Raw genomic sequence first — 14154 nt, forward strand, 5'->3', positions numbered from 1 at the left:
ACATGAGCTGATCGGGATTTCCAGCGCGCGCCATCGGCCGGTCGGGCAGCTTTGCGTCAGTCCTTGAGCAGCCGCCGCAACAGCTTGCCGGCCGGTGAGCGCGGCAACTCGGTCACGAAGCTGACATCGCGCGGCACCTTGTAAGGCGCCATGTTCTGGCGCGCCCATGCCGCGAGCTGGGCGGTGTCCAGCTCGGCGCGCGGCGCCAGGACGATGAAGGCCTTGACCACTTCGCCCTTGGTTGCGTCGGGCACGCCGATCACGGCCGACGCCGCCACGTCGGGGTGCTTGTTCAGGATCGACTCGACCTCTTCCGGGAAGACGCTGTAGCCGGAGACCTTAATCATCTCCTTGAAGCGCCCCATGAAGGTCAGATAGCCGTCGGCATCGAGGCGGCCCATGTCGCCGGTGTGTAGCCAGCCATTGCGCAGCGCTTCCGCGGTCGCGTCGGGACGATTGCGGTAACCCTTGAATACGCCCGGGCCGTGGATCACGATTTCGCCGGGGACGCCGGCCGGCATGTCCGTGCCGGAGTCGGGATCGACGATCCGGATCTCGTTGCCGGGCACCGGCCTGCCATGCGTGCCCCAGCGGATTGCGTTGCGCGGCATGAAAGTGTCGACCGTGTGGGTCTCGGTCAGCCCGTACGCCGCCTCGAAGCTCTCGCAGTTCGACGCGACGGCCTGCCATTGCCCCGCAAGCGCTTCGGTCCAGTCGATGCCGAAACTGGTCACGGGATTGACGCGGAGGCTTTTCAGCCTGAAGTCGGAAATGTTCGGGAGCTGCGTGACCGCGACGTTCATCGGCGCGACGCTGTACCACCAGCTCACCTGATAGCGGTCGATCGCCTGGGCCGTTACGAGCGGATCGAACCGGTACAGCAGCACGGACGTCGCGCCGGCATAGACCGGTGCATTGACGCCCATCACCATGCCGGCGATGTGATAAAGCGGCGCGATCGAGAGCAGAACGTCCTCGGCGCCGATCCCGTTGCACGTCACGGTCGCGGCCGTCTTGAAGATGACGTTGCGATAGGACAGCATCGCCCCCTTGGGCCGACCCGTGCTGCCCGACGTGTAGATCATCAGCGCCGTATCGTTCATGTCGATCGCGACATCGCGGGGCGACGCGCCGCTTGCGGTGACGGCGAGGAAGTCCTCGATCTCGCCGGCCGTACCGGCCGGCCTGGAGCCGGATGCGAACAGCTCGTCGGGAACGCCGATCGGCGGCCGCTCGGGCAGCAGGTCCGGGTAGCGGACCACGAAGACATGCTCGAGCCTGGTCTTGTCACGGACCTGAGCCACGATCGGCAAGAGCGGTTCGGCCGCGACGATCACGCGCGCGCCGAGATCGTCGAGCTGGTAGGCGAGCTCGTGCTCCTTGTTCAGCGCCCCGCAGGGCGAGGCAATGGCGCCGATCTTCTGGATGCCGTATTGCGCCATCAGGTATTGCGGACAGTTGTTCATGAACAGCGCGACCGGCTCGCCCTTGGCGACGCCGAGCTGCTGCAGGCGCGCCGCGAATGCATCACTCGCGCGATCGAGCTCGAGGAACGTGATGGCACGGCCATACCAGATGCACGCCGGCTTTTCCGGCCGCTCGCGGGCATGGCTGCGGAGCATCTCGTGAAGCGGACGTTCGTCGATGTCCCTGGAAGGGTTTGTATTGGTCATTGGCAACAAGCTCTTGTGCTCATCGTCGTTCGGAAAGGTGCAAACAGGCCGTCTCAGGGGTTATATTCGGACATCGGTGCGCTCGGCTTGCTTGATCTGGCTCTCGCGTGCAGGACTGCAGGAAGAAACGCCGCAGAGCCCGCAAATTGGTTGCGGCGAAGTCTGGATTTCGATTGAGCGAGTGATCTGCATGAGGACCATCAAGATGCGATCCTATCCGCGTCGCGTCAACTTCGAGAGCGGGGACGTCGAGTTTCGGTTGATGGGGCCTGCCGACGAGGCCGCCGTCCGGAAATTTGCCAATGCGCTTGCCGTGCACGACATGCTTTTCCTGCCGCGGAATATCCGTGAGCCGAAGGTGCTGTCGGCATGGATCAAGGAGATCGAGCGCGGCTCGATCGTCAGCCTGCTGGTGGTCAAGGACGACATCGTGGTGGGGTGCGGCACAATCGTGCGGGACCCCATGTCGTGGTCGCCCCATGTCGGCGAGATCAGGACCGTGATCTCCTCGCATGTACGTGGCACCGGCATCGGACGGGCACTTTCCAATGAGGCCTTTGACCTCGCGTTGTCGATGGGCCTGGAACGCCTGACCGTGCAGATGACGTCGGACCAGACCCGCGCGATCACGATCTTCGAGGCACTCGGCTTCCGAGCCGAGGCGCTGTTGCGCGATCAGGTGAAGGACCTTCAGGGCAAGACGCACGACATCGTCGTGCTTGGCGTCAATGTGGCGGACGTGCAGAAGCTCGAACCGGGCGGTGCGCCCGGTGCGATCGAGTAGCACGAGGACTGGCCGAGGAATCGCTTCGCCGTCCTCGTACCGTTTGCATCCATGACGGCAACGGTCGCGGTCATGCCGGCTTTCGACGGTCGGATCTGCGTTCTGCCAACGTTGCAAAAAATGCAACGGAAATAGGATGACACGATCATTGATGCAAGCTGCTTTCTCCCTGATGCTGCGCGGGCAGGTTGGTTCACCGTTCACCGCATTGCCTCGCAATCATTTTCCGGAGGTGTCCAGCATCATGACATCGACCTCTTCGCCTTCCGCAGACCTGGCCGCCCCGGCGGTCAATCCCGCAAGCACCGGCAAGCTGACGCTGTTCGTTGCCGTTCTGATCATCGTTGCCGTCGCTGAGACGGTCGGGGTCGTCCAGTTCCAGATCGGACCGGGCAAGGTGCTGCTTCAACCGATGGTGTGGGCGCTGCTGATTGCGGCCGCATGGAGCCTCTCAGCGCGTTATCTACCTACCGCCGCGCGGATCGGGCCGAGCCTGCAGACCTATGCGGGACAACTGCTCAACGCGGGCCTGTTGCTGTTCGTGATCAAGATGGCATTCACGGTCGGCGGCGCGCTGCCGGAGGTGCAGAAGGCAGGCTGGGCGTTGATCTTCCAGGAGCTCGGGCACACCTTCGGCACGCTCGTCCTCGGCCTGCCGATTGCGCTCCTGCTCGGCGTCAAGCGCGAAGCGGTCGGCGCGACGTTTTCGATCGGCCGTGAAGGCAACATGGTGATCATCGGCGAGAAATACGGCATGAACTCCGCCGAGGGGCGCGGCGTGCTGGCCGAGTACATCACGGGCACCGTGCTCGGTGCGTTGTTCATCGCGCTGTTGGCCGGCTTTGTCGCCAGCCTGCACATCTTCGATCCGCGGTCGCTCGCGATGGGCGCTGGCGTCGGCTCGGGCAGCATGATGGCGGCCGCGATCGGCACCATCAACGGCCACAATCCTCCCGAGACAGCGAAAGAACTGATCGCGATCGCCTCGGCGGCGAACCTGATGACCGCCGTCCTCGGCTTCTATTTCGCCCTGTTCTTCTCGCTGCCGGTTTGCTCGTGGCTGTATGACAGGCTGGAACCAGTGCTTGGCCGGTTCTCGAACTTCACGTCGGGAGATCTCGGGCCCTCGATCGCCAGCGCCAGCGAGACAAAGCACGGCACGTTCGGCTTCTCCGACTCGCTGCTCGCGTGGATTACTGTTGCGGGCGGCGTCCTGATCGGCAACTCGCTCACCTACAAGGTTCCCCTGCTGGAATCGTGCGCAGGTCTCCTGGTGGTGCTCGCGGTCGTCCTGCTGGTCGACGTCGTTGCCCGTCTGTTGCCGAAAGTGCCGCACATCCTTGTCCTGGTCGTGGTCACGACTGTGCTCGGCATTCCCGGCCTGCTGCCGTTTTCCAACGCGATGATTGGCTCGGTCGACAAGCTGAACTTCCTGGCTTTCACGACCCCTGTGCTGACGCTCGCCGGCTTCTCGGTCGCTAAGGATCTTCCGATCTTCAGGAAGCTGAGCTGGCGTATCGTGGTGGTCTCGCTGACGGCTGCGGCGGGCACGTTTTTCGGTGCGACATTGATCGCCGAATTCTTCCATCGCTAACCCACGAACAGATGGACCAACGCATGTCAGAGAAGTTTGGAATCGCCGACGATATCTGTGCCCGCATGCTGGATTGGCGCCATGCCATCCATGCCAACCCGGAAACCGCGTTCCAGGAGCACCGCACCGCCCAGCTCGTGGCCGATGCGCTGATGGAGATGCAGATTCCGGTCCATCGCGGCCTCGGCGGCACCGGCGTGGTCGGAACGCTGAAGAATGGCGAAGGCCCGACGATCGCGCTGCGCGCCGACATGGACGCGCTTGATCTACAGGAACTGGGGGACCGCGCCCACAAATCAACCCGGGCCGGCAAAATGCACGGCTGTGGCCACGACGGCCACACCACAATGCTGCTTGGCGCCGCCGTACAGCTAGCCCGCCGCCGGCCGTTCCGCGGCACTGTTCACTTCGTGTTCCAGCCCGCCGAGGAGAATGAAGGCGGCGGCAAGAGGATGGTTGAGGAGGGGTTGTTCAAGATGTTTCCCGCCGACGCGGTCTACGGGATGCACAACATTCCGAATATCCCGCGAGGAAAATTCGCGATCCGGACCGGCATTGCGACGGCCTTCCTCGATACGTTCGAGATCGTCGTGACCGGGAGCGGTTGTCATGCCGCGACGCCGGAGAAGGGCATCGACCCGATCCTGGTGTCGGCCGATCTCGTCTCCGCGCTACAAGGCATCGTGAGCCGCCGCATCGGTGCCATGGACGCCGCCGTCGTGAGCGTCACACAGATCCATGGCGGCGACACCTGGAACGTGGTGCCCGAAACCGTCACATTGCGCGGTACGGTCAGAACGCTGGACGCCGAGATACAGGATCAGGTCGAGGCTGCCATGAAGCAGGTCTGCGCCGGCGTGGCGCAAGCCCATGGCGGAAAGATCGATCTGAGCTACATGCGAGGTTATCCGGGAGTGATCAACACGCCTGCCGAAGCGAATGCCGCGGCGTCGGCCGCCGCAAACCTCGTCGGCGTCGAACAGGTGCAAACCGACATCAAGCCGGCGATGGGATCGGAGGACTTTGCGTTCATGCTGCAGGAGTGCCCAGGCGCTTACATCTGTATCGGCGCGGGCGAGACCGCCAATGATCCGCCGTTGCACAACCCGTACTATGATTTCAATGACGCCATCCTGCCGATGGGCGCCGCGTATTGGGTCGAGCTCGTCAAGCAACAACTGCCTGCTGCCTGATGCTTTCGGTCTTCGACATATTCAAGATCGGCATCGGCCCCTCGAGTTCGCACACGGTGGGGCCGATGCGCGCGGCCGGCCAATTCGTTCGCGCGCTCGAGCGCGATGGCCTGCTTTCCAGAACGGTACGGGTCCGCGCCGATTTCTATGGCTCGCTGGGCGCAACCGGGCGAGGGCATGCGACCGATCTCGGCGTGATCCTCGGCCTGCTCGGCGAAAAGCCCGATACGGTTGATCCGGCCGAGGTGGCTCCGCAGCTTGCGGACATCCGGCGCTCCGGCGAGCTGCGGCTGCTCAACGTTCATCCGGTCCCGTTTCGGCGCGGGCACGATATCGTGTTCAAGCCCGACAGCGCACTCCCGGAACATCCCAATGGAATCCGCCTTGTGGCGTTCGCGGCCGACGGCAGTCTGCTGGCGGAACGCTACTACTTCTCGATCGGCGGCGGATTCGTGATCGAGCGTGGCCTTGGCGACGCGGCTGGCGGCGCAGGCGCCGAGCTCCCGGTCTGGCCGTATCCGTTCGGCACCGGCGCCGAGCTGGTTGCACGTGCGCAGTCGAGCGGTCGCTCGATCGCCGACATGGTGCTCGCCAACGAGTGCGTACATCGCACCGACGCGGACGTCCGCGCCGGCCTCCTGAAGATCTGGGAGACGATGAAGCAATGCGTCGACCGCGGCTTCGGAATCGACAATGCCGGCGCGGCCGAACCGTTGCCCGGGCCGCTGGGCATTCGCCGTCGCGCACCGGCGCTCTACCGCGAACTGTCGGCCCGCAATAGCGACACCGAGAGCGTCGATCCGCTGGCGGCGATGGACTGGGTCAACGCCTTCGCGATGGCGGTGAATGAGGAGAATGCAGCACGCGGACGGATCGTGACTGCGCCGACCAACGGCGCCGCCGGCGTGATCCCGGCCGTGCTGCACTACTACGTCAAGTTCTGTCCGGGCGCGACCGACGACGGCGTCGTGACGTTCCTGCTCACCGCGGCTGCGATCGGAATGCTCTACAAGGCGAATGCCTCGATCTCCGGCGCGGAAGTTGGCTGTCAAGGCGAGGTCGGCGTCGCCTGTTCGATGGCCGCAGGCGGCCTGACGGCCGTGCTCGGCGGTGCGCCGGCCCAGGTCGAGAACGCTGCCGAGATCGGGATGGAGCACAATCTCGGACTCACTTGCGATCCCGTCGGGGGCCTGGTGCAGATCCCTTGCATCGAGCGCAACGCGATGGGCGCCGTCAAGGCCATCAACGCCGCCCGAATGGCGCTGCGTGGTGACGGCAAGCACTATGTATCGCTTGATGCCGTCATCAAGACGATGCTGCAGACCGGCGAGGATATGAAGTCCAAATACAAGGAGACATCGCTGGGCGGGCTCGCGGTGAACGTCGTGGAATGCTGAAGCACGGCGGTGCCGGCGAATTACCTCGATAGCGAACTCGGCATGATTGGATACGATCCGCGCGCCGTCCCAAGGTTGGGGATAGGGGAAGCCGGCCAGTTGCTGCCGGCATTGCGAATGATTTCGATTTGAGCAAGACTTTAGGTCCAAGGAGGTAGACGACCATGAGCGCTGGAAGGCGCCTGCGAGACGCTGTGCCGGAATGCCAATTGCCGCCGGATTTCGACCAGCATGTATATTCGGCGCAGTTGATTGCTGCCATCATCGCCGAGCTCGGCAGGCAACAGGTTCGATCGTCCGTGGCGCTGGCGGGCACCGGCTTGACCGAGGATCAGCTCGAAGCTCATACGACGCGTATCTCGTACCGGCAGATCGACATCGTGATTCGCAATGCACTGCGGCTGTCGAACGAACCGACGGTTGCGCTCCGCGCCGGACAGCGCATGCGCGTGACCGCGCACGGAATGTACGGATATGCTTTGCTGAGCAGCGCGACCTATGACGATGCGCGCGCCTTCGCCAATCGATACCTTCGGGTCGTCGGCCCGCTGTGCGATGCGAAATACTCGTATGACGGCGCGGCGGTCGTCTGTGCGTTCGAGCCGTTGCATTGGCCGAATCCGACGCAAGACGTGCATCGCTTCGCGGCCGAGTTCGCCCTGTCGTCGCATTTGACGACGATGAAGGACCTAGCGGGCGAGTCGTTCTGCTTCTCGCGGATTTCCCTTGCCTATGGTGAACCGGCGCATGCCGACGCCTACCAGATGTTCTTCGACTGCCCGGTCCAGTTTCGCCAGCGCGGCAACGAGTACAGATATCAGCTGTCTCAGGCCGACGGTCCGGTGGCGCTGGCGGATTCCCGCACCCACGGAATGGCGCGCGAGATGTGCGAGCAGGTGCTGTCCGAGGTCAATCATGCAGGCGGCATCGCCGCCGATGTCCGGCGGGTCCTGATCGAGCAGCCCGGCAGGTATCCGAACATCGAAGCGATCGCCGAGCGGCTGTCGATGCATCCGCGTGCCCTGCGGCGGAGGCTCGAAGCGGAAGATACATCGTATCGTGAGCTGCTCGCCGAGGTGCGGACGCGGCTAGCGATGGAATATCTGCGCAAGACCGCGATGACCAACGAGGAGATCGCGAGCCGGCTGGGCTATAGCGACGCCGCCAACTTCCGGCATGCCTTCATCCGCTGGACCGGCAAGAGCCCGTCCGATTTCCGGGTCTCTTCGCCGGTGTGAAGGCCGTGCGGGCGGCGCAGCGCTGTATGTGACCGCTCGTTACTCCACGCTGTCCATAAGTCACCTCCGAACCGGCCTCGTCGAACCTCCTCGTGGTCGAACTCGATGCATAGATTGGCCATCGACGGCAAATGCGATGGCTCGTCAGGGAGTTGGAAGCGTGTCGGGCGCTGATCGCTTCTGCTCGGGGGCGTCCTCCGAACCTCAGCTGCGCCACACCGCCGCTGTGGTGCCCCCCGGTTCGGGCGCCTCGAGACTGGCCGCGCCTCTCATTCGAGGGCGCGGCCTTTTCTCGTGCGTGCGGTGAGGGCGGTAGGCGCCGCCTTGCGGTCAGCGCATCACGCCAGGACCTTGCTTTCGCGCATCCCGGCGATGGCCGCGTCATCGTAGCCGGCCTCGTGCAGGATCTGCGTGCTGTGCTCACCGACCGCGGGCGCCTTGCGCGGCTTCACCTTGGTTGCACCGTCGACAAAGAACGGGCTGTCGATGGTCAGCATCTCGTCGTTCTCGAACGGCACCAGCACGCCGGCCGACAGCATTTGCCGGTCGGCGGACAGGTCGCCCATCTCGGCAACGCATTCGAAGACGATGCCTGCTTCATCGAGGCGGGTCCGCCATTCGTCCCGGTCACGCGTCGCGAATGCCGCGTCGAACAGGGCGATCAATTCGGAGGAACGGGCGAAGCGATCGGCCTGCTTGGCAAAGCGCGGATCAGTGAGCAGGTCGTTGAGGCCGAGGCATTTCGCCACGGTCGGAAAGTCGCGCTGCTCGTTGACGATCGCGAGCAGCAGCCAGCGGCCGTCGCGGCAGCGGTAGTAGCAGCCGAGCGCATTGAACAGATTCTCGCGCGGCGGCCGCGGCGTGAACGTCGCCCCGCACAACGCCGCCTGCGCCATGATGCCGTTCGACCAGACGCCGTTGGCGAGCAGCGAGGAGCCGACCTGGGTGCCGCGTCCCGTGCGCTCGCGCTGATACAGCGCCACCGCGACGGCCGCGAACAGCGAAACGCCCGACGGGTGATCGCCCATGCCGGCCAGCGCCCGCGCCGGCGGCGTGCTGGCGTCGCTCCGCACCATGTCCATCAGGCCTGAGCGCGCCCAGTAGGCCGTGACATCGAAGCCGGGCTTGCCCGCCTCGTCGCCGGTCTCGCCATAGCCGGTGAAGGAGGCGTAGATCAGCCGGTCGTTCGCCGCGGCAAGCCGCTCGTAGCTGATCGCGAGCTTCCTGCGGACCGCGAGCGGATAGTTGGTGATGAAGGCGTCGGCGGTGGAGGCGAGGCGATGCAGCACCGCCTGGCCCTCGGGCTTCGACAGGTCGAGCGCAAGGCCGCGCTTGTTACGATTGTCGAGCAGCCAGCCATAGGGCTGGTCGGATCTCGGCATGCCCGGCAGCTTCGGCACCTGACGGAACGCGTCGCCTGCACCGGGCGGTTCGATCTTGATCACGTCGGCGCCGAAGTCGCCGAGCAGCGTCGCGGCGGTTGGCGCGGCGATGAAGCTGCCGCAGTCGATGACCTTCAAACCTTCGAAGATGCTCATGTGAGTTCGTCTCCGCTTGATGCCCGGGATCAGCTGTTGTCCGTCGGCCAGGTTGGCCTATTCCGAAACGTGGCGGCCGCCTCTGTCTGCGAATGCGCGCAGGCCTGCGGGTGAGCCGGTCATGTCCCGTTCCTGCCGTTGCGTGCCGCCAGCACGTGCAGCAGCGCCACCTGCGTGTCGTCGCGTTCGCGCTCCATCCGCGGGATCGGCGTCTTGCCGAAAGATGCCGCGGCCTGGTCGATGATCTTGCGCTGCAGCGCCTCGTCGAGATCGACCTGCGGAATCACCTTGAACGACGCGGCCATGTTCTTGCCGAGGTGCTGGAAGAACGATTCCAGCCCGTTCGGTCCACCACCCATGTGGAACGAGCTGAACGGCCCGTTCACCGCCCAGCGCAACCCGATCGAGCTGGTGACGACGTCGTCCAGCTCGTCGACCGTGACGACGCCTTCCTGCACGAGATAGCAGGCCTCGCGCATGATCGCGCGCTGCAGCCGGTTGGCGACGAAGCCCTGGATTTCCTTCTTGAGCACGCGCGGCACCTTGCCGAGCGCCTCGTAGAACGCCACGGCGTCGGCGGTGGCCTCTGGATCGGTGCGCTCGCCGGGAACGATTTCGACGAGCGGGATCAGATGCGGCGGGTTGAAAGGATGGCCGACCAGCAGCCGGCTTGCATCCTTCATCTCTTTCGCCTGTTCGGTGGCTGGCCGCGCCGAGCTCGACGACAGCAGCAATGCATGTTTCGGCACCGTTGCCTCGATTCGTGCCCAGAGCTGCTGCTTCCACTCGGGCTTCTCCGGCCCGTTCTCCTGCACCAGGTCGGCGCCGGCGACGGCGCGCGCGAGGTCCGGCTCGAAGCGCAGGTTGCGCTCCAATCCCTCATGCGGCAGGCCGAGCTTCAGCAATGTCGGCCCGATCTTGATCAGAGCGTCCTTGACCGTGGCCTCGATGCCGGGCTGCGGATCGTTGATCACGACATTGAGCCCGTGTGCGAGAAACAGCGCCGCCCAGGAGGAGCCGATGACACCGGCCCCGATGACGCACACATTGCGATAGCGGTTGAGCGCCGCGGCGCGATCTGCGGATGATGGCATGGCTTCCTCCGACGTGCCCGCTTATCGCGGCTGATCGAGATAGTTGTGGCAGCGCTTGGCGCGGGACAGCGTCAAGTCGGTCATGATGTGGCTACACGCGACGATCTCGCGCACCGGAAAATCGGCCATCGGGGCCAATGCGTGGGCGAACAGCTCCAGCCGGGCCGGGCCGGTCCAGGCGCCCTTGACGGTGATGTCGGTGATCTCGGAGCGCAGCAGTTCGCAGATGCGCGGCTCGCCCGCCGGCTTCGGACTGTCATAGGTCCACAGGATCTTCAGCATGAAGGTCGGTACGCAGATCTCGGCCTTTGCCTTTTCGAGGTCCAGCGCGCGGTGCTTGTAACCCATCGTCGCGGTGGCCACGCGCAAGCTGCCGTAGTCCATGGTGCCGACCAGGGTGTCGGAATCGACATAGAGCTTCGGCTTGCCGATCACCTTGGGATAACCGCTGATCTCGCGCCCCGATGCCAGCGCCGGCAGGTTGTCGAGGTACATCGCGTGAAGGTACTCGCCCTTCTCGTCGCCATAGCGCACCTGGACGGCCTGGCCGCATTCGGTGTAGTCGCCGAGACCGGAGGTGTCGGGCATCCGCATGATCTCCCAGCGAACCAGTGGATCGTCAATCTCCAGCGGCTCGGGAACGACTGCGCGCAACGCCTCGATGTCGGTGCGATACAGGATGTTGAGGTATTCGCGGTTGTTGAAGCGGAACGGTCCGCGGGGAAATGCCGGGGCACCGATCGGTGTCGTCAGCTGCTTGAGAACCTCTTCCCGTCGCATCCGCTCCTCCCTTGTTGGCGCTTGCCGTGGTCCGTACCGCCTCCGGGTGCGTGCCGGTTGTCGAGCAAGGCGTCGCGAGCCTAGCGATCTCGGCAAACGGAGAAAGGTGCGATTGGACCGCCGACCGGGTGACTTCCGGACGCGGGTTGCGGCGCGCGCGCGTGGATACGCGATTATTGCGTCGCGTACGGGATCGGGCTTACGTTCGACCGATCGTCAATCGTGGCGCAGGAATGCGCGGAATGCCAGGGACATGCGGTTGCAATGACTAGGCAAGAGTCGCACCTACGCCAATCGCCGGGTCGAATGCTCCCCGGCTTCGCGCAGCGAATATTCCCGCCGCATTCGATCGCAGCCATCGCGGCCGAGCTTCGTGAGCAGGGCATTGATCCATCTGAGGTTCTGGAGGGCACCGGGCTCGCGATCGGCCAGCTCGAATCCCATACGACGCGCATATCGTATCGGCAGCTCGACACGGTGATCCGCAACGCGCTGCGGCTGGCAGGCGACCCGGCTATCGCGCTGCGCTCGGGAGCGCGAATGCATGTCACCGCCTATGGCATGTACGGGTACGCGCTGCTGAGCAGTGCAACGCACGCGGAGGCGCGCGACTTCGCTGCGCGATACATCCGTGTGGTGGGGCCGTTCTGCGATTTCGACCTCTCATACGATCGAGAGACGGTGGTGGCGACGTTCCAGCCCATGCACTGGCCGAATCCGACCGAGAGTGTGCATCGCTTCGCGGTCGAGTTCGCACTGGCCGCGCATCTGACGACGATTCGCGACCGCTCGGGCCAGGGCTTCGGCTTCTCGCGCGTGCTGCTCGACTATACGCCGCCGCCGTCCGCCGCGGCGTATCGTGATCTCTTCGGGTGCCCGGTTTTGTTCAATCAGCACCATTGTGGATACGAATACATACGCAATGACGGCCCACGGGCGCTGGCGAATCCGCGAACCCACGCCATGGCGCGGGAGATGTGCGAGGAGATCCTCGGCGAGGTGAATCGCGCCGGTGGCGTTGCTGCCGATATCCGCCGGATACTGATCGAGCAGCCGGGTCGTTACCCAAGCATTGAGGCGATCGCCGAACAGCTCGATATCTATCCCCGCGCGCTGCGGCGCAGGCTCGAGGCGGAGGGAACCTCATATCGCAGCCTGCTTTCCGAGGTGCGCATGCGGCTCGCGATCGAGTATCTGCGCAAGACGCGCATGACCAATGAGGAGATCGCAAGCCGCCTCGGCTACAGCGACGCGGCTAACTTCCGCCACGCCTTCTCGCGCTGGACCGGCAGGAATCCATCCGAATTCCGCGGCGAGGAGGGTCTTTGACCCCGAGATATCTGGGGGGCTTCGCCAGCTGTGTCCGGAGTTCACCGCCAAATTGGTTCAATCGAACCTTTTGTGCGACCGAAGCGCGCGTAAGCTCGGCACCGTGGTTGCGCTCGCGATCGCGTTCTCCCAACCTGGACCGCCCTCCCTCGGCGGTCTTTCTTTTGGCCGGTCTTGTCCGGAACTCACCTGCAAACGCGACCAATCGAACCTTCTGCTGCCCGGTCCGGCTGACTAGCCTCACTTCAGCTTGCGGGCACCGGATTGCGGGACCCGAAGCAGGCGCGGAAGGCGGACGAGGACGCTCGTGTATCACCCGTCACCAAATCTCCTGCAGTGTCTCTATTCGCCGCAACGGATCGCGGCGGTGGTGCACGTCCTGGCCGAGGAGGGGATCTCAGCGTCGCGCGCGCTCGGCGCGACCAATTTGAGGCGTGCTGACCTCAGGGATTCGTCGGTACGTGTCTCCTACCGGCAGGTCGAGACGGTATTTCGCAATGCGATGCGGCTGTCACGGAATCCGGCGATCGCGTTTCGCGCCGGAGAACGAATGCATGTCATGGCTTACGGCATGTACGGCTATGCCATGCTGAGCAGCCCGACGCGGGCCGGAGTCATTGACTTTGCGGCCAAGTATGGTCGGATCCTCGGAACGGTCGCCGACATCGACTTCACCCGCAAAGGCGATACGGTGAGCTGTCTGCTCGAGCCGTTGCTTTCGCGCGATCCGGCCGATGACGTCTATCGGTTCGCGCTCGAGTTCGCCTTTGCGACCTATCAGACGCTGAGCCGCGACGTCTATGGCAACTCGTTCCGCTTCTCGAAGCTGAGCGCCGCCTATGCGTCGCCGCCGCACGCCGGGACCTACGACCGCATCTTCCAGTGTCCGGTCGAGTTCGGCCAGCGCAGGAACGCGCTGGAATTCGACACTGCCTGGATCGACCGTCCGGCGGTCTGCCCCGACGAGATGACCAGGGCGATGGCCGGCCGAATCTATGATCAGCTTCTCGATCCTGTCGCGCGGGACGACGGTCTTGCTGCCGACATCCGGCGACGGCTCGTCGAGCATCCCGGCCGCTTCCCGAGTATCGAGGCGATGGCGGCGGAGCTTGCAATCCATCCACGGACGTTCCGCCGCAGGCTGCAGCTGCAGCGGAAAACCTACCGGCAGATCGTCTCCGAGGTCCGCATGCAGCTCGCGGTCGGTTATCTGCGCAACACGCAAATGACCAATGACGAGATCGCCGCGCGGCTTGACTACAGCGACGCGGCGAACTTTCGCCACGCCTTTGTCCGCTGGACCGGCAAAAGCCCGTCGGACTTCCGCGACGGCCGGGCGCCAGGCATCGCAGCAGGCGCGCAAGATTCATTGGCGGATGTCCCAAACTAACCGGTCAAGCGGGCCAATTGCACCTTTTACGGGTCTGACCTGCTCGATAGCGTTTTGAGACCAAGAAGATGCGCGGTTGCGCGATCGGGGTCTGCATGGCGCCGCTCGCGGCGCCGGGCAGTAATCATAAAATGTCGGGTCGTG

General features: G+C 64.4%; 11 protein-coding genes. 7 read left to right on the forward strand and 4 right to left on the reverse strand.

Translation table 11 applies throughout. The features are described 5' to 3' along the window. Nucleotides 1-56 precede the first annotated feature (56 nt). Nucleotides 57-1673, reverse strand: coding sequence for an AMP-binding protein (locus ACVI1L_RS18180; protein ID WP_456783407.1), 1617 nt, complete (start codon nucleotides 1671-1673; stop codon nucleotides 57-59). A gap of 190 nt (nucleotides 1674-1863) precedes the next feature. Here ACVI1L_RS18180 and ACVI1L_RS18185 point away from each other — a divergent pair, with 190 nt between their 5' ends. The 5 genes from ACVI1L_RS18185 to ACVI1L_RS18205 all read left to right on the forward strand — a co-directional run bounded on the left by ACVI1L_RS18185 (nucleotide 1864) and on the right by ACVI1L_RS18205 (nucleotide 7879). Beyond that, nucleotides 1864-2457, forward strand: coding sequence for an N-acetyltransferase family protein (locus ACVI1L_RS18185; protein WP_456783408.1), 594 nt, complete (start codon nucleotides 1864-1866; stop codon nucleotides 2455-2457). A gap of 244 nt (nucleotides 2458-2701) precedes the next feature. Beyond that, entirely contained in the window at nucleotides 2702-4051 is a 1350-nt protein-coding gene (locus tag ACVI1L_RS18190) for a DUF3100 domain-containing protein (protein WP_456783409.1), read from the forward strand. Nucleotides 4052-4074: 23 nt separating this feature from the next. After that, on the forward strand, nucleotides 4075-5244 hold the full coding sequence (locus ACVI1L_RS18195) for a M20 aminoacylase family protein (RefSeq protein ID WP_456783410.1): 1170 nt from the start codon (nucleotides 4075-4077) through the stop codon (nucleotides 5242-5244). Continuing rightward, on the forward strand, nucleotides 5241-6641 hold the full coding sequence (locus ACVI1L_RS18200) for an L-serine ammonia-lyase (RefSeq protein WP_057016430.1): 1401 nt from the start codon (nucleotides 5241-5243) through the stop codon (nucleotides 6639-6641). The genes ACVI1L_RS18195 and ACVI1L_RS18200 overlap by 4 nt, the downstream gene beginning before the upstream one ends. Nucleotides 6642-6805: 164 nt before the next feature. Continuing rightward, entirely contained in the window at nucleotides 6806-7879 is a 1074-nt protein-coding gene (locus ACVI1L_RS18205; protein ID WP_083714893.1) for an AraC family transcriptional regulator, read from the forward strand. A 338-nt stretch (nucleotides 7880-8217) separates the two neighbouring features. Here the strand turns inward: ACVI1L_RS18205 and ACVI1L_RS18210 are convergent, their stop codons facing one another. From ACVI1L_RS18210 to ACVI1L_RS18220, 3 genes are all read right to left on the reverse strand, one after another. Then, the gene (locus tag ACVI1L_RS18210) at nucleotides 8218-9417 is read right to left on the reverse strand and encodes a CaiB/BaiF CoA transferase family protein (RefSeq protein ID WP_456783411.1); all 1200 of its coding nucleotides are present in this window, start codon (nucleotides 9415-9417) and stop codon (nucleotides 8218-8220) included. Between the two features lie 119 nt (nucleotides 9418-9536). Further along, nucleotides 9537-10511 carry a 3-hydroxyacyl-CoA dehydrogenase NAD-binding domain-containing protein gene (locus ACVI1L_RS18215; protein WP_253625016.1) on the reverse strand — a complete coding sequence of 325 codons (975 nt, stop codon included), beginning with the start codon at nucleotides 10509-10511 and terminating at the stop codon, nucleotides 9537-9539. 21 nt (nucleotides 10512-10532) lie between these two features. Continuing rightward, nucleotides 10533-11291 carry an acetoacetate decarboxylase gene (locus ACVI1L_RS18220; RefSeq protein WP_456783412.1) on the reverse strand — a complete coding sequence of 253 codons (759 nt, stop codon included), beginning with the start codon at nucleotides 11289-11291 and terminating at the stop codon, nucleotides 10533-10535. A 306-nt stretch (nucleotides 11292-11597) separates the two neighbouring features. Between ACVI1L_RS18220 and ACVI1L_RS18225 the strand changes: the two genes are divergently transcribed. Both ACVI1L_RS18225 and ACVI1L_RS18230 read left to right on the forward strand, forming a co-directional pair. Further along, the gene (locus ACVI1L_RS18225) at nucleotides 11598-12620 is read left to right on the forward strand and encodes an AraC family transcriptional regulator (RefSeq protein ID WP_083714892.1); all 1023 of its coding nucleotides are present in this window, start codon (nucleotides 11598-11600) and stop codon (nucleotides 12618-12620) included. A gap of 307 nt (nucleotides 12621-12927) precedes the next feature. Beyond that, on the forward strand, nucleotides 12928-14010 hold the full coding sequence (locus ACVI1L_RS18230; RefSeq protein ID WP_229189855.1) for an AraC family transcriptional regulator: 1083 nt from the start codon (nucleotides 12928-12930) through the stop codon (nucleotides 14008-14010). The last annotated feature ends 144 nt before the right edge of the window (nucleotides 14011-14154 follow it).

This window comes from Bradyrhizobium sp. USDA 4516 (assembly GCF_054055915.1).

What these genes read in the sequence shown, in the direction of transcription:
- ACVI1L_RS18180 (WP_456783407.1), bottom strand. Translation starts at nt 1,673, where the DNA reads ATGACCAATACAAACCCTTCCAGGGACATCGACGAACGTCCGCTTCAC.
- ACVI1L_RS18185 (WP_456783408.1), top strand. Translation starts at nt 1,864, where the DNA reads ATGAGGACCATCAAGATGCGATCCTATCCGCGTCGCGTCAACTTCGAG.
- ACVI1L_RS18190 (WP_456783409.1), top strand. Translation starts at nt 2,702, where the DNA reads ATGACATCGACCTCTTCGCCTTCCGCAGACCTGGCCGCCCCGGCGGTC.
- ACVI1L_RS18195 (WP_456783410.1), top strand. Translation starts at nt 4,075, where the DNA reads ATGTCAGAGAAGTTTGGAATCGCCGACGATATCTGTGCCCGCATGCTG.
- ACVI1L_RS18205 (WP_083714893.1), top strand. Translation starts at nt 6,806, where the DNA reads ATGAGCGCTGGAAGGCGCCTGCGAGACGCTGTGCCGGAATGCCAATTG.
- ACVI1L_RS18210 (WP_456783411.1), bottom strand. Translation starts at nt 9,417, where the DNA reads ATGAGCATCTTCGAAGGTTTGAAGGTCATCGACTGCGGCAGCTTCATC.
- ACVI1L_RS18215 (WP_253625016.1), bottom strand. Translation starts at nt 10,511, where the DNA reads ATGCCATCATCCGCAGATCGCGCCGCGGCGCTCAACCGCTATCGCAAT.
- ACVI1L_RS18220 (WP_456783412.1), bottom strand. Translation starts at nt 11,291, where the DNA reads ATGCGACGGGAAGAGGTTCTCAAGCAGCTGACGACACCGATCGGTGCC.
- ACVI1L_RS18225 (WP_083714892.1), top strand. Translation starts at nt 11,598, where the DNA reads ATGCTCCCCGGCTTCGCGCAGCGAATATTCCCGCCGCATTCGATCGCA.